The sequence below is a fragment of the Salinigranum salinum genome (genome assembly GCF_009176545.1).
GTDB lineage: Archaea > Halobacteriota > Halobacteria > Halobacteriales > Haloferacaceae > Salinigranum > Salinigranum salinum.
On sequence record NZ_VTOJ01000001.1, the window covers coordinates 52,156 to 69,543 of the forward strand.

A 17,388-nucleotide genomic window follows, 5' to 3' on the forward strand; every position below is an offset into this window, starting at 1 on the left:
CCCACCACGGCGAACGAGAGACGCAGAGGCTATGTCACACGACACCAAGGAACACGTATGGAGGTGAACTGTGAGGGCTGTGCCGGCTGCTGCGTCGACTGGCGACCCGTCTCGCCCGAACCGCTCGACCACGAGCGCCGGCGGGGACGCGTCCCACTGGACGACGCCTACAACCTCGTGCCACTGGCGCGCGAGGAGATCGGTCGGTTCGTCGACGCGGGGTACGGCGACGCGCTCGTGCCGCGGCTCTGGCACCCCGAGACACGGGACGACCGCGTGACCGTCGACGGCCACGCCGTGGCCGCCATCGAGGGGCGACCGGCGTTCGTCGTCGGCCTCCGGAACGTGCCGAAGCCGGTGGCTCCGTTCGGGCTCGACCGCCGGTGGCTGCGGACGTGCGTCTTCCTCGACCCGACGACGCTGCAGTGTCGGATTCACGACGACCGGCTCTACCCCGGCGAGTGTGCCGACTACCCCGGACACAACCTCGCGCTCGAGGTGGAGACGGAGTGCGAACGGGTCGAACGCGTCCACGGGGGGACGCGCCTGCGAGACCGAAGCGATCCGCCGACGGGCCATCTGAGGCTTGGACCCGAGGCACTCGGGACGAGGGTGTTCGCCCACCCCGAACCGGCGCGTCTCGACGGGGTCGTCGCCCGACTCGTCGCCCGCGACCTCCGACCCGCGGATCGGGCGGAGTTCGTCGGCTGTGCGGTGGGGTCGACGCCGGGGTCGCTCGCGGTCGACGACGAGCGTGCGGCGACGGCCAGGCGACGAACGCGACACGCGTCGTCGTGGGTTGGCCGCTCGGTCGACGACTGGACCGCGGTGGCGGGGCGCGTCGACGAGCACGCGCCGGACGCGAACGGGCGGATCGAGGAGTCGAACGGCGCACCCCCGACGCCAGGATGGGGCGCCGACGGCGGCAAGGATTAATTCGTTTCGGACCCTCGACAGACGCATGAAGGTTTTCGTCACGGGTGCGACCGGGTTCATCGGAGGGCGGCTCGTTCCCGCACTGCAGGAGGCGGGGCACGAGGTGAGTGTCCTCACCCGGGACGCCACGCGGTACGCGGGGCCCCCGGACGTGCACGTGATCGAGGGCGACCTCCTGGAGCCGGAGTCGTTCCGGCTCGTCGGCCGGGCCGACGAAGTGTCGGCGGGGAAGGCGACGGAGACGTCGGCAGGGAAGGCGACAGAGACGTCGGCAGGGAAGGCGACAGAGACGTCGGCAGGGAAGGCGACGGAGACGACGACGGGGACGAACGCCGAAACCGGGCCACTCGGCGACGTGCTGGCGTCGCTCGGCGTGGAGGCGGCGTACTACCTCGTCCACTCGATGGGCACAGGTGGGGACTTCGAGTCGCGGGACCGGACGGCGGCGCGGACGTTCACCCGCGGCACCTCGGCGGCGGGCGTCGAGCGCGTGATCTACCTCGGGGGGCTGGGTGCGGACCGCGACAGCCTGTCGCCACACCTCCGCTCGCGGCGAGAGGTCGAACGGGTCCTCGGCGAGGGCGAGGCGGCGGTGACGACGCTCCGGGCGGCCATCATCGTTGGCGCGGGGAGCGCGAGTTTCGAGCTGGTCCGGCAACTCTCCTCGCGACTGCCGGTGATGGTGACGCCGCGGTGGGTCGAGACGCCGTGTCAGCCCATCGCGGTCGACGACGTCGTCGCCTACCTCGTCGGCGTCCTCGACGTCCCGGAGACGGCGGGCGAGACGTACGAGATCGGCGGGCCCGAGGTGCTCACGTACCGCGAGATCATGCGCCGGACGGGCCGACAGCTGGGCCAGGAGCCGTACATCATCTCCGTCCCCGTCCTCACGCCGCGGCTGTCGGCGTACTGGCTCGACCTCGTGACCGACGTTCCAGGGGAGGTGGCCCACCCGCTCATCGAGGGGCTGAAGAACCCCGTCGTCGCGAACGACACTCGCATCCAGCAGCTCGTCGACGTCGACCTGACGCCGTTCGACGTGGCCGTCGCCCGGGCACTCGGTCGCGAGCCGGCGACCGAGGAGGCGGTGTCCATCGAGGTCCGACCGACGACGGATGCCGACGACCGAGGCACCGACACGGTCACCGGCACCGACTCCGGAACGGAAGCGGGGACGGAGATACGGTGACGCGGACGGAGACGAGCACGACACCGCCGGACGACGCGCCGCAGTACGGCGAGACGTGGGTGTACGAGAGCATCGTCGGTGCGCTCCCCGGCGCGTCGCTGTCCGAACGGACGGCGGTCGCCCTCCAGGTCGCGATCTTCCAGGCGAGCCTGTTCGTCCTCGCGTGGGTGTACGACCTCTGGCCCGTCGTGCCCGCGGGCACGGCGGCGATCGGCGTCGCCGCGGTCGGGAGCGTCCTCATGCTGCGGTTCAGCACGGCCACCCGCCGGCTGGCGCTCCCGTCGACGTACCACAGGTTCCTGTTCTCGTCGGGGATCGAGGTCGTACTCGGCGTCCTCGCGTTCGTCGCGCTCGTCACGCACCTGTTCGTCTTCGACCCGCGGGCGGAGGGACCGGCGCTCCTGACGACGCTGTTCGGTCCCGATCCGCCGGTGATCGTCGTCTACCTGATGCTCCTCGTGCTGTGGGACCTCTGTTACCGCATCGGGACGTCGTGGTGGGCGGCCGTCGTCGCGGCGTGGCGTTCGTACCGGTACACGTTCGACGGCGAGACGGCCGCGGCGCTCCGGCGAACTGACGCGACCAACATCACGTTCGGACTGATCCAGGTGGCGCTACTGCCGTTCCTCCGCGACCAGCCCGTCCTGTTCGCGGCGGTGCTGGGACACGTCGTCGCCGTGACCCTCGTCTCGGCGCTCGCGCTCGCGACGATCCAAACGGAGTGAGCCTCCTTCTACCCGAACAGGGAGCCGTTACTGCTCTTTGATCCGCTTGAACTGGTCGAGAAGTGCCTCGGCAGAGTCACCGGAGTCGTACTCGATCGTTCCCTGGTAGACGACGCGCTCGTCGTCGAACGCGGCGTCCACCTGCGAGGTCTTCTGTTCGCGGCGCTCGTGCTCGTCCTCGTCATAGGCACCCATTGACATGGTATACGTTATCTTGGAAAGTTGCTAATATATAATTTCCGGTGAACGGCCCACCAGGGGCACGAAAACCATCTGCCTGCGGAGGGGGTGGGATCCACAAGGGAGGTGACACCACCGCTGCGATGCGACGCGGTCGTCCCGGCGAACTGACGAGTTCCCCCGTAATACGGTCCCAGACGTGGTCGGGACGGACGACGGGGGCGCGTGGCGTGGACGGTGATGCAGGTCGGACACGCGTCGGGTCGTACAACTCCAACCGGCCCGACGACGGACAGTATAAACATCCCCACCGAGTACGTCGACCGTGGCACGACCACTCCGCTTCCGACACGCCCCCGGTCGATGGACGCTCGATCGGGTCCGGCGTGACGTCTACGCCGACCTCGACGCCAACCTCGGGGCGACGATGTCCCACCCGTGGTACCGACAGCCCGACGGCTACGACGCCCGGCGATTCGACATGGACAACGGCGACACGGCCCTGCTCGCGTGGACCGACGACGTCGCCTACTGGGTCGGTAACACCGAGACGCCCTCGGCACTCTGGCGGACGGACAAGATCGCGCTCGACGAGGCCCCGCCCGAACTGACGGAGTGGGTCGAACGGGAACTCCTCGCCGAACTCCACGAGGAGTCGCCGTGGCTGAAGCCCTACCCGACGCTGTCGTGGTTCTTCCTCCCCGTGTTCTGCTCGAAGGACGGCCGCGAGACGACCAGGGCGTTCTTCGCCGAACACGCCGCCGGCTTTCCGGACGCCTCGCGCGACGAGGCGCTCGACTTCTACGAGTCGTTCCTCGCGACGGGCGTCTTCGACCCCTACCGCGAGCTGATGGCGGGGAAGCTCGGCACGTCGACGTCGCTCGATCTCGTGCGGATGAGCGCCGCGATGGGCGAGTTCAACGCCGCGAAATTCCTCCACGACGCCGGCTACGCGATCGAACCCGAGGCCGAAGTGACGACCGGCCACTCGCTCGACTTCCGGGTCGAGAAGGACGGACGGGTGACGCTCGTCGAGGTGACGCGGCCGCTCCCCCCGAACAGACGGGCGGCGAACACGCCCGTGGCCGCCGTGCGCGACACGGCGCAGACGAAGACCGACGGCCAGCTAGAACGACACGCGGGCGGTGCGGTGCTGTTCGTCGACTGCTCGTCGTTCCCCGACGACGACTGGCGGGCGGTGCTCGGCGAGAAGCCGGAGCTCCGACACCGGCCGGCCGTCGCCTTTCGCGTCCGGCCCGACGGCCGCGTCGAGGGGTACACCAAGGGGAGCGTTCCCCTGGACCTGCCGTTCTGAACCGGACGGGCTCACCGTCGCGATCCGGGCCGATCACGACCACAGACGTCGGTCGCGGGGCGACGCCGCGGCGTGGAGCGCGAGGCCGACGACGCCGGGGCCGAAGACGGCGACGACCGCCGCGAGGGCGACGCTTCCGGCGAGCGGCGCGGGGATGCCACAGAAGTCGACGAGACAGACCTGCGTGCCCCCGAGGTCAAGGACGGTCCCGCCACCGACGCCGCCGGGTGCGACGAAGACCCCGAACACGACGAGTATTGCGACCGGCCAGCCGTCCACCGTGAAGCGCAGTGCGGTCTCCGCCGAGGTCGCTCGGGCGAGAGGTGTCCAGACAGCGTCTGCCGCGAGCTCCGGGTTGGCACGCGGCCGGAGACGGTTCGAGCGTTGCTCGATCGAGGTGAGCGACGAAGCGAAAAGAGACCGACCGTCGGCGGGGTGTTCAGAAGGACTGCGGGGTCGGACCGTTCTCGCCGAGCGTGTACGCGTCGCGGTCGCTGTAGAAGCGTCGACCGATGGCACCGTGGGAGACCGCCGTGTACAGCGCGGTCGTGATGTCGTCCGCACAGGTGTAGGTCTCGGGCCCCATCCGACCGAGCACCTCGGCGACCGTCTCGCTCCCGTTCGCGTGCTCGATGACGTGGTCGCCGTGTTCGGAGACGAACTCCTCGCTGCTCAGTGGGTACTCGGTCGCGTCAATGATGGCCTGGGTGCCGTTGAATCGCATTGTATTCGTCCGAAATCCCCGCTCAACTATAATGGTTTTCCATGTATGACCTTAGTCCGTGGGGTGCCCCTTATCGTCTTAAAATGTCATGGACTGTCATGATGTAGTTTCTCTCACCGAGTGGAGACGTGAGATATTCGTCTCGGCCGACCGACACAAAGCGCTTTGCGTGCCGACGCCGGACGGTCGGCATGAACACGGCAGGAGGGCCGGAGCTGGACCTCCACGTCCACACGACCGCGTCGGACGGAACGCTCGACCTCGACGAGGTGCCGGCCGCGGCGCGGCGGGCGGGCGTGACGACGGTCGCGGTGACCGACCACGACCGGCTCCACCCGGGGATCGACACGCCCGTGACGACCCGCGACGGCATCCGTCTGATCCGGGGTGTCGAACTCCGCGTCGACGCCGGCGACCAGCGCGTCGACCTGCTCGGCTACGCCGTCGAGACGGGAACGGGACTCGACGACGAACTCGCCCGCCTCCAGCGGAACCGGATCGAGCGTGGTCGCGCCATCGTCGACTGCGTCGAGGACGAGACGGGTGTGACCCTCGACGTCGACCTCGCCGACGGGATCGGCCGACCCCACGTCGCCCGCGCGGTCGAGGCGAGCGAGGCACCGTACGACTACCAGGGCGCGTTCGACCACCTCATCGGGAACGACTGTCCGTGTTACCGCGCCCGCGACCTTCCGACGTTCGAGTACGGTCACGAGCTTCTCGCCGAGGCGTGCGCCGTCGTCGCGCTCGCCCACCCGTTCCGGTACCCGGACGTCGCCGGCGCGCTCGACCTCGCGCGCGCCGTCGGGGGCGTCGAACGATACTACCCGTACGACCGGCCGGTCGCGACCGAGCGCGTCGAGCGGGTGGCACGCGAGGCGGGGCTGGTGCGGACCGGCGGGAGCGACGCACACGACCGGGTGCTCGGTCGCGCGGGGCTCGACGGGGAGGAGGCGCGGACGTTCCTCGCACGGCTCGACGAGTGAGCCGGGAGCACCAGCCTCGCGCGCCCGCCGGACGAGGGAAGTGCCGGAGAAGGCAGACTTATCTTTCGTCGGGTCCGACGTGAAAGTATGCGCTGTCACTACTGCGACCGCGAGGCCGCATACGCCGCCGAGAAAGACGGTGTGAAGGTCGGCCTCTGCGAGGAACACTTCCGCGAGCGGCTCGAGACGCTCGCGGAGTCCGACGAGCTCTCCGCCCTCCAGGAGCAGCTCGACATCGACCGGACCGAGTGAAGGGTCGCGGTCCCGTTCGCCGGCGACGTACTGTCCCACCCCGCTCTCTCCCCCCGTTCCGAGCGTCTCTCCGTCCGCCGTCCCACCGTGTGATCGTGCGACGTCGCCCGGCGTCACGTACGAACGTTTTACACGCTGGCCGGTGTGTACCCTGCCAATGTGTCCAGGCAACGCCGGTGAACCCCCGACCATCGGACGGAGACGGCCGGACCGCGGCGACCGCCAGGAGCCACCTGGAGACGGTCGGACCGACCACGGGGCGCTGGTGTCGCCGTGGTAGCCGTCACGTTCTGGGCGCTGGTCGTGCTCGCGACGCTGACGGGACTCGCGACGGCGTGGGCGCTGGGAGCGAACAGCAACTCCCCACCCTTCGCGCCCGCCATCGGCGCGAACGCGATCTCGACGATGCGAGCCGCGTTCCTCATCGGGATCCTGGCCGCGCTGGGCGCGCTTACACAGGGTGGCAGCATCTCCGAGACGGTCGGTGCGGGGCTCATCAACGGCGTCTCGATCTCGTCGCTCGCCGCCACGGCGGGGCTGTTGAGCGCGACGGCGTTCATGGCGTTCGGCGTCTACACGGGCTACCCGGTGCCCGCCGCGTTCGCGACCACGGGTGCGATGGTCGGCGTGGGTCTCTCGCTCGGCGGCGACCCGGCGTTCGACACCTACCGTCGGATCGCGACCTTCTGGGTGCTGGTGCCGCCGGTCTCCGGGGGACTGGCGTACCTCACCGCGACGCTCTTGCGGCGCGACGACATCCCCGAGACGGTCGGCGTGCCCCTCCTGGCCGCGGTCGTCGGCGGGATCGTCGCGAACGTCCAGCTGGGGGTGATCCCGTCACCCAGTGGTGGTGAACAGGGCTCTCTCGCGGCGTTCTTCGGAGGGTTCGTCGAGACCCCCGTCGTCGCCGCCGGGTTCGAACTCGACCACGTGCTGGTGACGCTCGTCGTCGCCGCCGTGAGCTTCCAGTTCATCCGCCGACGAACCCAGGAGTCCGTCGACCGCGGCGTCCGGACCTTTCTCGTGTTGCTCGGGAGCGTCGTCGCCTTCTCCAGCGGGGGGAGTCAGGTCGGCCTAGCGACCGGGCCGCTCGAGAACCTCTACCGGGCCGAACTCGGACTCCCCGGGATCGCGCTGCTCGCCGTGGGCGCGACCGGAATCCTCGGCGGGGCGTGGATGGGTGCGCCGCGGCTCCTCCAGGCCACGTCGAGGGAGTACGCCCAGTTGGGCGTTCGGCGGTCGATCGCCGCGCTCGTCCCCGGCTTTATCATCGCCCAGACCGCCATCGCGCTCGGCATCCCCATCTCGTTCAACAACATCATCATCTCGGGGGTCATCGGCGGGGGGCTCGCCGGTGGATCGGCAGGCGTGTCGCGCCGGAAGATCGGGGTGACGCTCCTGTTCTGGGTGCTCACGCTCGTCACGTCCGTGGGCGTGGGGTTCGGCCTCTACCGGCTGTTCGCGACGCTACTCGGCGTCTGAGTCGGGGTCGGACCCGGCGTGCGACGACCGTCGTCGCCCGAACACGCACTTCGCCGACGGTGGACGCTGTTCTCCCGAGTTCAGGCGTTGTGGACGTTGATGCGGGCGGGGAGTTGTCTACGTGTGGATGGGAAACCGTCTACGTGTGGGTGACCGCTCTGATGCCGTCGGAAACGGCACGTGGTATGTATGTAGTATCTAAAGAAGCGGTTATTATTACGTAGATTATGTTTTCGGACGATGGAGGACCCTTCTGATCTACACCGGCGCGCACGGACGTCCACCGGCGAGAGTCCCGGTGATCCGGAGGGGCTGACGCGTCTCTTCGAGGCCGCGATCGAAGAGGTGGACGACGTCTTCCTCGTCCTCGACCGGAACGGGGAGCTCGTGGTGTGGAACGCCCGGACCGTGGCGGCGACCGGCTACTCGGACGAGGAACTAGCCAGCATGGCGCCGGCCGACCTCTTCGTCGGGGACGGGTACGCCCGAATCGAGGAAGTGATCCGGGGAACACGCACGGACGGCACCGGGTTCGTGCAGGCCGACCTTCGGAGGAAAGACGGGGCGTCGGTCCCCAAGGAGTTCACGCTGAGCCGGCTCGACACCGATGACTCGCACAGGGTCGTCGCGGTCGGACGGAACCTCGACAAGGGGAGTCGCTACCAGCGTCAGTACTACCGCCTGCTCGACCGAATGACCGACGGGTTCTGCGCGCTGGACGCGGAGTGGCGGGTCACCTACCTCAACGAGCAGGCGTACGCGGCGTACGGCGAGACCGACGACGATCCGATGGGACGGGTCATCTGGGAGGTGTTCCCCGACATCGTCGGCACCGAACACGAGAGCCATCTCCGGGCGGCCATGGAGGAACAGACGACCCGACAGTACGAGACCTACTACGAACCCCACGACCGGTGGTACGACATCCGTCTCTACCCCGACCGCGAGGGCGTCTCGATCATGTTCTCCGACGTCACGGAGCGCCGCGAGCGCGAGCGGGAACTCGACCGGGCGAACGAACTGCTGTCTACGCTGCTGAACGGGCTGCCGGTCGGTGTCCTCGCCGAAGACGAGAACCGACGTGTGGCCGCCGTGAACGAGGAGTTCCTCGACCTGTTCGACGTCTCCGCTGATCCGGAGGCGATCGTGGGTGCGGACTGTGCCGTCTTCGCCGAAGAGGAGAAGGGGACGTTCGCCGACCCGGACGGGTTCGTCGCCGGCATCGATGCCAGGATCGACGCCGGCGACCACGTCGCCGGCGAACAGCTCGAACTCGCGGACGGCCGGGTGTTCGAGCGCAGCTATCTCCCCGTCGACTTCCCCGAGAGGGATGGACACCTGTGGGTGTACCAGGAGACGAGCGAGCGGCACGAGTACGAGCGGACGCTCGAGCGGCAGAACGAGCGCCTCGAGCGGTTCGCGAGCGTCGTCAGCCACGACCTGCGGAGTCCACTGGAAGTCGCGCAGGGACGGGTCGAACTCGCCCGAGAGGAGTGCGACAGCGAGCATCTCGAGGCGGCCGAGGAGGCGCACGAGCGGATCGGACACCTCGTCGAGGATCTGCTCGTGCTGGCTCGACGGGGAGAGGCGGTCGGCGACGGGGAGTCGGTCGAGGTGGCGGAGGCCGTCCAGCAGTGCGCGAGAACGGTTGGGATCGACAGCAGTCGTCTCAGAGTCGACAGTGATCTGACGGTGCGTGCGGACAGGAGCCGGTTCCGGCAGTTGCTGGAGAACCTCCTCCGCAACAGCGTCGAGCACGGCGGGGAGGCGGTGACGATTACGGTTGGAGACTCCGAGGGGGGGTTCTACGTCGAGGACGACGGCCCGGGAATCCCCCCGGAAGAGAGGGACCGGGTGTTCGACGCGGGATATTCGACGAACTCGGAGGGGACCGGATTCGGGTTGAGCATCGTCAGCGACGTCGCCGAGGCACACGGCTGGAACGTCACCGTGACCGAAGGCCGCAGTGGTGGGGCGCGGTTCGAGATAACCACCGAGTAGTCAGTGCCCGGAGAGACCGACGGGAGAGACGACGGTCTATCGGCCGGAGCCCGTGAGCGAGGGTCAGCGAACGACCGTCACCGTCACGGCCGCCTCGCCCACGACCGCGGTCGCCACCGTCCCGAGGAGCCGTCGGGCGAGTTCGCTGCGATCGCCACCGTGTCCGCCCATGACGACGTGGTCGACGTCGTGGGCGTCGACGTACGCGAGGATGACGTCGGCGGGGTCGCCCGTCTCGACGGCGGTCTCGATCCGCCGGTCGGCCTCGGCGGCACGCCGTTCCGCGCGGTCGACGAGCGTGTTCGCGCGCTCGCGGGCGTCCGCTCGCCGCGCCTCGCCGGCGTCGAGGACGCCACCCTCGCTCATCGACGCGTCGAGCGGCTGGACCACGTTCAGCACCGTCGTCCGGCAGTCGAACGTCTCGAGCGCGTGCACCAGCGCCTCGTCCGCGAGGGGTGAGCCGTCGAGCGGGACGAGCACGTGCGAGGGAGCCATGCCGGTGAATGGAGGCGCGAACACAAGGCAACACCGCTTTCGGTGGAGCCGAGAGCGAGTCAGAACAGGAGCGACGACCCTGCGAGGTAGAGGCCGGCGAGCGCCGCCTCGAAGACGAGCGTGCCCGTGGCGGAGTAGAGGAGAAACCGGCGGTCGTCCATCTCGGCGAACCCCGCGGGGACGGTGAGCATCCCGCGCGTGAACAGCAGCGCGTTGCTCACCGGCACCGCGATCGGGCCCCAGCGGTCGAACCAGCGGTCGAACCGGTCGAGCCGGTCGGGCGAGATCCGGAACCACCGCTTCTCTTCGAGGTAGGCGCGGCCGCCGCGCTTCGCGGCTAGGAAGAGCGCGTACTGGCCGAGCGTCGCGCCGAGGACGGCGACGGCCAGGACGGGGACGAGCGCGTCCGTCCCGAGGAGGACGATCGAGCCGGGGACGATGAGTTCGCTCGGCATGAAGTACATCAGCATGGCCCCCTCGAGCACGAACACCCCGAAGAGGGCGACGAGCGCCCACTCGGAGTCGAGCAGCGAGCGCAGGAGGGAGGGCATCTCGTCGACCTGTGCGACGACCGCGACGGAGTTCATCGTCGGTGGTCTGTGGGCCGAGTGGCAAATCCGTTGTGGTCCGGGACTCGGTTCTGCGAATCACGCTGGAGCCGATCGGGTGGCTCTGGGCGGTGGACGACGGCGGAGTCGAGGACGGCGTCGGCGGACGAGCGTTCACCGTGAGACGACAGCGGACGGGACGGCGGCGATCGACGAGACGAACACGGTCGTGGCAGAACGGTCGCGGCACCGTCGCCCGGTTCGGATCGATTCGAGTGGGACGACGCGGTCGTGGGACGTCGACGTGGATCGAGGCACGTCGAAGGCGGGGGCGAACGGCGTCGCGCACGGAACGATGCGCCTTTGACGCGCTCTCTCCAATCCGAACGTATGAATCCGACAGACCGCCCGCGCCGGCTCCGGACGGACGGGATCCGTCCGGTCGTCTCGGAGACGAGTCTGGACGCCACGGACCTCATGGCGCCGGTGTTCGTCGATGCGACCACGGACGAACGGGTCGCCATCGAGTCGATGCCGGGCCACGAGCGCGTCCCCGTCGAGGAGGCCGTCGCCCGCGTCACGGAGGTCCAGGAGACGGGGGTCGAGGCTGTCATGGTGTTCGGCATCCCCGCGTCGAAGGATCCGGAAGGGAGGCGTGCGTGGGCCGAGGACGGCGTCGTCCAGGAGGCCGTCCGTCGGATCACCCGCGAGACCGACGTCTACGTCGCCACGGACGTCTGCATGTGCGAGTACACCGACCACGGCCACTGCGGAATCCTCGAGCGGGGCGCGCGCGAGGACGCCCACCTCACCGTGGACAACGACGCCACGCTCGACCACCTGGCGCGGATCGCGCGCTCGCACGCCGCGGCCGGCGCCGACATGGTCGCCCCCAGCGGCATGATGGACGGGATGGTCGGGGCCATCCGCGAGGAACTCGACGCGACCGGGCACGCGGAGTGCGCGATCATGTCGTACGCCGCGAAGTACGAGTCCGCCTTCTACGGCCCGTTCCGCGACGCCGCCGACGGCGCGCCCGCGTTCGGCGACCGCCGGCACTATCAGATGGATCCCGCGAACGCCCGCGAGGCCCTTCGGGAGGTGCGCCTCGACGTCGAACAGGGAGCGGACGTGCTGATGGTCAAACCCGCCCTGCCGTACCTGGACATCGTCCGACGCGTGCGCGAGACGTTCGACCACCCCGTCGCCGCGTACAACGTCTCCGGCGAGTACGCGATGCTCCACGCCGCGAACGAGAAGGGGTGGCTCTCGCTGGAGGAGACCGCCCTCGAGTCGCTGCTGTCGATCAAGCGCGCCGGCGCGGACCTGATCCTGACGTACTTCGCCGAGGACGTCGCCGACCACCTGTAACGACGGTTGCGGGGTCGACGGCGCCTGGCCGTGGTCCAACTGTCACCACGGTATCTTGAATGCCCCCGTATGGTCGGGGTAATACTCTTACACGGGAGTCGTGAGAATCATCACTATGGATCGTGATAGATTACGATCACTGACGCGACAGACGCAGCGACGGGCGTTTCTCCGGCTGCTCGGCGCTGGGGGCCTCGCCGGGCTGGCCGGCTGTGGCTCGCAGCAGTCGGAGACGACGGAGACGGCCGCACCGACGGCCGAGCCGACGGACACGGCGACGGCGACCGAATCGCCGACCGCCACGGAGACGCCAACCGAGGAGCCGACAGAGACACCCGAGCCGGTCGGCGACCTCGCGTACCTCGCGCCCCGGGAGGCCGACGACTTCGACGCCGTCGTGGAGGAGCGGAAACTGGCGGCCCTCAGACAGATGCTCGCCGTCGACGACGTCGCCTCGCGGATCGAGAGCGCCGTCTCCTCGACCGCGTACCACCGCATCCTCCAGGGGTACGACTTCGTCGAGATCCTCGCGCCGCAGGAGATGACCGTCGAGGGGAGCCTCGACCCCGACGCGGAGAACCCCGGGAGCCACACCATCGAGTTCTCGGAGATCACGAGCGTCCGGGCGCTCGTCGACCGCGACGCGGACCAGCTGGTGAAACTCCACACGTCCACGCGCGAACCGCACGTCATCGAACGGTCGTACGAAGGGCTGAACATGAACACCGTGAAGGCGGCGATGGCGAACGAGCGGATCCAGTCGGCGCTCGAGGGCAAGGACTGGTACCTCCTGGCGGCGGACTACTCGATCATCACGGCGTACGACGAGGAGCACCCGATCGGCGTCGTCACGCCGGTCATCTTCAACTGGAACGACAGGGGCGACCAGTTGCGGGGGATCTCGGCGGCGGTGACCACGACGACGCTCAACGACGTCGCCTCCGAGAACGAGGTGCTCGACGTCTACACGCCGACGCAGGAGTCGCCGGACCCGCTGACGGGGCTGATCTCGGAGGCGTCGGGGAACGACCCGGGCACCTACCGGACCGGGAGCATCGACGTGCCCGGCGAGATGGACGACACCGACTGGCAGCTCCGTCGCCCCCCGCAGACCATCGAACAGGACGACTGGACGGTCACGTGGGAGAACACGCTCCACGACGCCTACAGGATCCAGGCGAACTACAAGGGGAAGCCGGTGCTCGGCGACGAGTCGAAGGTGCCGTGGATGCTGAGCGACTACGAGCCGTTCGGCATGTCCAGCCCGGGCACTCCCTCGGGCCGGCGCAACTGGCACTTCTGGGACACGCTCGGCTTCACCGGGCCCGGCGTCATCGAGAAACACGACCTCTCCGACGGCTTCCGGATCCGCGGCTCGTATCACACGGGATCGCTCGACCACTGGGAGTGGCGTTTCGGGCAGAACTGGGGACCCTACCGATACCTCATCGACTGGAACTTCCACGACGACGGAACGATCGACGTCACCTCCCGGCACCCCACGACCGGCTTCAGAACGACGAACGGCTACCCGAAGTACACCTTCCACTTCACCGCCGAGCCCGCGTTCGACGCCGCGACCGTCCACACCCACGACGGGAGTTCGTGGTCGAAGGTGGCGAGCGAGGGGAAGATGCGGTCGGGGGACGTCGAACGCGTACGGATACAGAACGCCGACGGGCCCGAACGGCTGGTGGTCGAGCGCCCGGGCGACGTCTGCTACGCGCTCCAGTACGACACGGAGACGATCGAGTACGAGCAGACGCTCGACGGCGTCGTCAGGGAGATGATCCAGCACAAGCAGTACCTCGACGGCGACAACTACCTGCAGGGCAAGTCGATCGACGGCGAGCGCGTCTTCCTGCGGATGTACGCCTCACGGGACACCGGAGAAGGGACGCACGCGACGACCGACCCGTTCGCCTTCCGCTTCACCATGCGGGCGGAGAACTACTGAGCCGTGTCGGCCGCCCGCGACGCCCGGTCCCGTTCGGCGACGCGGGAACGGCCGCTCCCGAGACGACCCGCGGAACGATCAGCGAGACAGAACGACGACACGTGACAGGACTACGATACGTGACAGGACTACGATACGTGACAGACGCAGACGATCCGACACCGACGACGAGACGAACCGCACTCAAGCGCCTGGCGGCCGTGGCCACCGTCGCGAGTCTCGCCGGCTGTGCCGGCGGGTCGGGAGGGACCGAGACGGCCGGGAGCGATGGGTCGGAGGCGGCCGGTGGCGGTGGGGCCGACACTGCCAGCGGCGGTACGGCCGAGACGACGACACCCACCCCGACGCCGACCCCGGAGACGACCGACAGCCCGACGCCGACGAACACCGACGCCGGGGGAGGAACTCCCGGACCGGCGACCGAACGGGGCGACTACACCGTCGGGATGTACACCGAGCTCTACTTCGACCCCGTCGGACTCCACGTCGAACCCGGCGAGACCGTCTCCTTCGAGCTGGTGAGCGGTGCGCACTCGGCGACGGCGTACGATCCGTCGAACGCCAACGCACTGAGCCGGCGGATCCCCGAGGGGGCGCCCGCGTGGAACACCGGGACGTTCGGTGACGTCGGTCAGTTCCGGAACGTCACGTTCGAGACCCCCGGCACGCACGACTACTACTGCATCCCCCACAAGATGGTGGGGATGATCGGTCGGATCGTGGTCGGCAGCCCCGACGGCCCGGCCGAGGACTCCGAGAACCCCGACCTCCCGCTGCCCGACTCGGCGCGGATCGTCGAGGAGGGCGAGATCGCGTGGGCGGACTGGGAGTCGAACGTGTAAGCCCGTCCGGAGTCGGATGCGCGCGAGCGACGGCCGTCGTCGTCGTCGAACGAGGGTGGACGCGCGTCAAGATACTCGCGCAACATTTGCGCGGAGACGCCACAGAGAACGACCTTATACACATTGTATTGTACCCCAAATCTGACGATCGTCTACCGAACAGTAGCAATACGCGCATTTGTTAACCCAGTAATTTATATATTACCTGTTCTTTCCGTCGAACCGTGATGTGGTACACTGACCAAAGCCAAATCGGCGTAGAAGTAGACAAACGTGTGAGACGGAGGGCAGGTTCATGACGGTCGACCTGCTCTTGCAACTCGACGCGGGGACCATCGCCAACGGCGTCAACAACGTCTGGATCCTCGTCGTCTGTTTCCTGATCTTCTTCATGCAGCCGGGCTTCGCGCTGCTCGAATCGGGGCAGGTGCGGGCGAAGAACGTCGGCAACGTCCTGATGAAGAACATGACCGACTGGACGCTCGGCGTCCTCGTGTTCTTCATCATCGGGGCCGGCATCAGCTCCATCGTCGGCGGGCTGACCAGTCCCGGCGGGTTCAGTATCGGGAGCGCGTTCGCGTACATCAACGATCCGACGGCGTACATCGGCTGGTTCTTCGGCGCGGTGTTCGCCATGACCGCCGCCACCATCGTCTCCGGTGCCGTGGCGGGCCGGATGAACTTCTCGGCGTACGTCTTCATCGCGGCGGCGATGACCGCAGTCATCTACCCGGTCGTGACGGGGATGACGTGGGCCGGTGGCCTCCTCTCGGGGGGTGGGTACATCGGTCAGGCGCTCGGCACGGGTTACCTCGACTTCGCCGGCGCGACCGTCGTCCACATGGTCGGCGGCCTCGCGGGGCTCGTGGGCGCGAAGATGGTCGGTCCGCGGAAGGGCCGCTTCGACGCGAACGGAAACTCCCAGCCCATTCCGGGACACTCGATGCTCCTGGCCGTGCTGGGGACGCTCTTCCTGGCGTTCGGCTGGTACGGCTTCAACGTCGGGACGCAGGCGACGGTGCTCTCCGCCAGCGACGGCGGCCTCACGTTCATGGGTGGCGCGCTCGGCCAGGTCGTCCTGAACACGACGCTCGGCATGGCCGCTGGCGGCGTGGCCGCCATGATCGTCTCGGCCAGCTGGCAGGGCAAGCCCGACCCCCTGTGGACGGCCAACGGCCTCCTGGCGGGACTCGTCGCCGTCACCGGCGCAGTCCCTCACGTGACGTGGTGGGGCGGCGTCATCCTCGGCGGGATCGCCGGTGCGCTTGTGCTGCCGACGTTCCGCTGGGTCGTCGACTCGCTGAAGATCGACGACGTCTGTGGCGTCTTCGTCGTCCACGGCAGCGCGGGTGCCATCGGCACCATCCTCATTCCGGTGTTCGGCGTCACCGCGACGGGCGGCTACACGTTCCTCGGTGTCAACCAGCTGATCATGCAGGTGGTCGGTGTCGTCGTCATCGGTGTCTGGACGGTGCTCGCGACGATGGTCGCGTTCTCGATCGCCGAGGCGCTGTTCGGGCTCCGCGTCTCCGACGAGGAGGAGGAGATCGGGCTCGACGAGAGCGAACACGGCGTCTCCGTCTACCCCGAGTTCACCGTCGGCAGCACTGGCGGCCGCGAGGGGCCGGCCATGAGCGCCGACGGCGGGACCCGCACTGACGGGGGTGTCGACGAATGAGCGAGAACGACAGTGGCATCGAGATGGTCGTGGCGATGATCCGTCCCGAGAAGCTCGGCGCGGTCAAACAGGCGCTCGCCGAAACGGGCGCACCGTCGCTGACGGTGACGAACGTCTCCGGTCGCGGCTCACAGCCCGCGAAGAAGGGCCAGTGGCGCGGCGAGGAGTACACGGTCGACCTCCACCAGAAGGTCAAGGTCGAGTGCGTCGTCGCCGACATCCCCGCCGACGACGTCGTCGACGCCATCGCCGACGCCGCCAACACCGGCGAGAAGGGCGACGGCAAGATCTTCGTCCTCCCCGTCACCGACGCCATCCAGATCCGCACGGGAACCGGCGGCGTCGACGCGGTCTGAAGCCGCGAGACCGACGGGACTCCTTTTCGGAGCGGTCGTGCGTCGTTCGGAGAACCACGTGTCGTCGCCCGGAACCGGGCGAGCCCGGGCCGACCGCTGTTATCCGGTGGATCGAGAGCGAGCTGTCGCTGTCTGCGGATCGACTGTTCGGCCGGTGGGATCGGTCCACGTCGTCACCGCCGGGACACACGGAGTGGAACGAAGCGGCCGCGACGAACCCGGGCGTCGGACCCACGCGGCGAGGGGCGCGACGAGCGGGCGATCCGTGTCGACAGCCCCGACACGCGCCGCGAGCCGGGATCGACGACCGTGTACGAACGTCCAGTTCTGTGGCAACACCTGCCGTGAGAG

The 17,388-nt window shown here is 68.6% G+C and carries 19 protein-coding genes; 14 read left to right on the top strand and 5 right to left on the bottom strand.

The genetic code is table 11. The features are described from left to right. Positions 1–57: 57 nt before the first annotated feature. From FZP69_RS00230 to FZP69_RS00240, 3 genes are read left to right on the top strand one after another with little or no spacing between them, the layout of a single operon-like run. On the top strand, positions 58–936 hold the full coding sequence (locus FZP69_RS00230; RefSeq protein ID WP_152039396.1) for a YkgJ family cysteine cluster protein: 879 nt from the start codon (positions 58–60) through the stop codon (positions 934–936). A 25-nt stretch (positions 937–961) separates the two neighbouring features. Then, the gene (locus tag FZP69_RS00235) at positions 962–2,125 is read left to right on the top strand and encodes an NAD(P)H-binding protein (RefSeq protein WP_152039397.1); all 1,164 of its coding nucleotides are present in this window, start codon (positions 962–964) and stop codon (positions 2,123–2,125) included. Then, complete coding sequence (locus FZP69_RS00240) at positions 2,122–2,850, top strand: DUF7530 family protein (RefSeq protein ID WP_152039398.1); 729 nt, start codon at positions 2,122–2,124, stop codon at positions 2,848–2,850. The genes FZP69_RS00235 and FZP69_RS00240 overlap by 4 nt, the downstream gene beginning before the upstream one ends. Positions 2,851–2,877: 27 nt before the next feature. Here the strand turns inward: FZP69_RS00240 and FZP69_RS22195 are convergent, their stop codons facing one another. Beyond that, on the bottom strand, positions 2,878–3,051 hold the full coding sequence (locus tag FZP69_RS22195; protein ID WP_192918400.1) for a DUF5786 family protein: 174 nt from the start codon (positions 3,049–3,051) through the stop codon (positions 2,878–2,880). Between the two features lie 304 nt (positions 3,052–3,355). Here FZP69_RS22195 and FZP69_RS00245 point away from each other — a divergent pair, with 304 nt between their 5' ends. Next, on the top strand, positions 3,356–4,345 hold the full coding sequence (locus FZP69_RS00245) for a DUF5784 family protein (protein WP_152039399.1): 990 nt from the start codon (positions 3,356–3,358) through the stop codon (positions 4,343–4,345). A gap of 33 nt (positions 4,346–4,378) precedes the next feature. On the opposite strand, the gene FZP69_RS00250 is transcribed toward FZP69_RS00245, so the two are convergent. Both FZP69_RS00250 and FZP69_RS00255 read right to left on the bottom strand, forming a co-directional pair. Further along, positions 4,379–4,624 carry a hypothetical protein gene (locus FZP69_RS00250; RefSeq protein ID WP_152039400.1) on the bottom strand — a complete coding sequence of 82 codons (246 nt, stop codon included), beginning with the start codon at positions 4,622–4,624 and terminating at the stop codon, positions 4,379–4,381. A 160-nt stretch (positions 4,625–4,784) separates the two neighbouring features. Then, a complete protein-coding gene (locus tag FZP69_RS00255) occupies positions 4,785–5,069 on the bottom strand; it encodes a DUF5789 family protein (protein ID WP_152039401.1) in 285 nt (94 codons plus the stop codon). A gap of 191 nt (positions 5,070–5,260) precedes the next feature. Between FZP69_RS00255 and FZP69_RS00260 the strand changes: the two genes are divergently transcribed. The 5 genes from FZP69_RS00260 to FZP69_RS00270 all read left to right on the top strand — a co-directional run bounded on the left by FZP69_RS00260 (position 5,261) and on the right by FZP69_RS00270 (position 9,790). Further along, positions 5,261–6,055, top strand: coding sequence for a PHP domain-containing protein (locus FZP69_RS00260; protein WP_152039402.1), 795 nt, complete (start codon positions 5,261–5,263; stop codon positions 6,053–6,055). A gap of 87 nt (positions 6,056–6,142) precedes the next feature. Then, positions 6,143–6,307 (top strand): DUF6757 family protein, encoded by a 165-nt coding sequence (locus FZP69_RS22200; protein WP_192918401.1) that lies wholly within the window; start codon positions 6,143–6,145, stop codon positions 6,305–6,307. A gap of 157 nt (positions 6,308–6,464) precedes the next feature. After that, entirely contained in the window at positions 6,465–6,587 is a 123-nt protein-coding gene (locus FZP69_RS23165; RefSeq protein ID WP_275689328.1) for a hypothetical protein, read from the top strand. Further along, positions 6,581–7,789 carry an inorganic phosphate transporter gene (locus FZP69_RS00265; RefSeq protein ID WP_152039403.1) on the top strand — a complete coding sequence of 403 codons (1,209 nt, stop codon included), beginning with the start codon at positions 6,581–6,583 and terminating at the stop codon, positions 7,787–7,789. The genes FZP69_RS23165 and FZP69_RS00265 overlap by 7 nt, the downstream gene beginning before the upstream one ends. 240 nt (positions 7,790–8,029) lie before the next feature. Next, positions 8,030–9,790 (top strand): PAS domain-containing protein, encoded by a 1,761-nt coding sequence (locus tag FZP69_RS00270; RefSeq protein WP_152039404.1) that lies wholly within the window; start codon positions 8,030–8,032, stop codon positions 9,788–9,790. A 63-nt stretch (positions 9,791–9,853) separates the two neighbouring features. Here the strand turns inward: FZP69_RS00270 and FZP69_RS00275 are convergent, their stop codons facing one another. Next, positions 9,854–10,285, bottom strand: a complete 432-nt coding sequence (locus tag FZP69_RS00275) for a universal stress protein (protein WP_152041470.1) — start codon at positions 10,283–10,285, stop codon at positions 9,854–9,856. A 59-nt stretch (positions 10,286–10,344) separates the two neighbouring features. After that, entirely contained in the window at positions 10,345–10,872 is a 528-nt protein-coding gene (locus tag FZP69_RS00280; protein ID WP_152039405.1) for a DedA family protein, read from the bottom strand. A gap of 351 nt (positions 10,873–11,223) precedes the next feature. On the opposite strand from FZP69_RS00280, the gene hemB reads away from it, so the two are divergent. The 5 genes from hemB (at position 11,224) to FZP69_RS00305 (ending at position 17,037) form a co-directional block, all read left to right on the top strand. Beyond that, positions 11,224–12,204 carry a porphobilinogen synthase gene (gene hemB, locus FZP69_RS00285; RefSeq protein ID WP_152039406.1) on the top strand — a complete coding sequence of 327 codons (981 nt, stop codon included), beginning with the start codon at positions 11,224–11,226 and terminating at the stop codon, positions 12,202–12,204. 115 nt (positions 12,205–12,319) lie between these two features. Continuing rightward, a complete protein-coding gene (locus tag FZP69_RS00290) occupies positions 12,320–14,161 on the top strand; it encodes a hypothetical protein (protein ID WP_152039407.1) in 1,842 nt (613 codons plus the stop codon). A 137-nt stretch (positions 14,162–14,298) separates the two neighbouring features. Beyond that, positions 14,299–15,003 carry a plastocyanin/azurin family copper-binding protein gene (locus tag FZP69_RS22930; protein WP_240137402.1) on the top strand — a complete coding sequence of 235 codons (705 nt, stop codon included), beginning with the start codon at positions 14,299–14,301 and terminating at the stop codon, positions 15,001–15,003. A gap of 295 nt (positions 15,004–15,298) precedes the next feature. Beyond that, positions 15,299–16,681, top strand: coding sequence for an ammonium transporter (locus FZP69_RS00300; protein ID WP_152039408.1), 1,383 nt, complete (start codon positions 15,299–15,301; stop codon positions 16,679–16,681). Beyond that, complete coding sequence (locus FZP69_RS00305) at positions 16,678–17,037, top strand: P-II family nitrogen regulator (RefSeq protein ID WP_152039409.1); 360 nt, start codon at positions 16,678–16,680, stop codon at positions 17,035–17,037. The genes FZP69_RS00300 and FZP69_RS00305 overlap by 4 nt, the downstream gene beginning before the upstream one ends. The last annotated feature ends 351 nt before the right edge of the window (positions 17,038–17,388 follow it).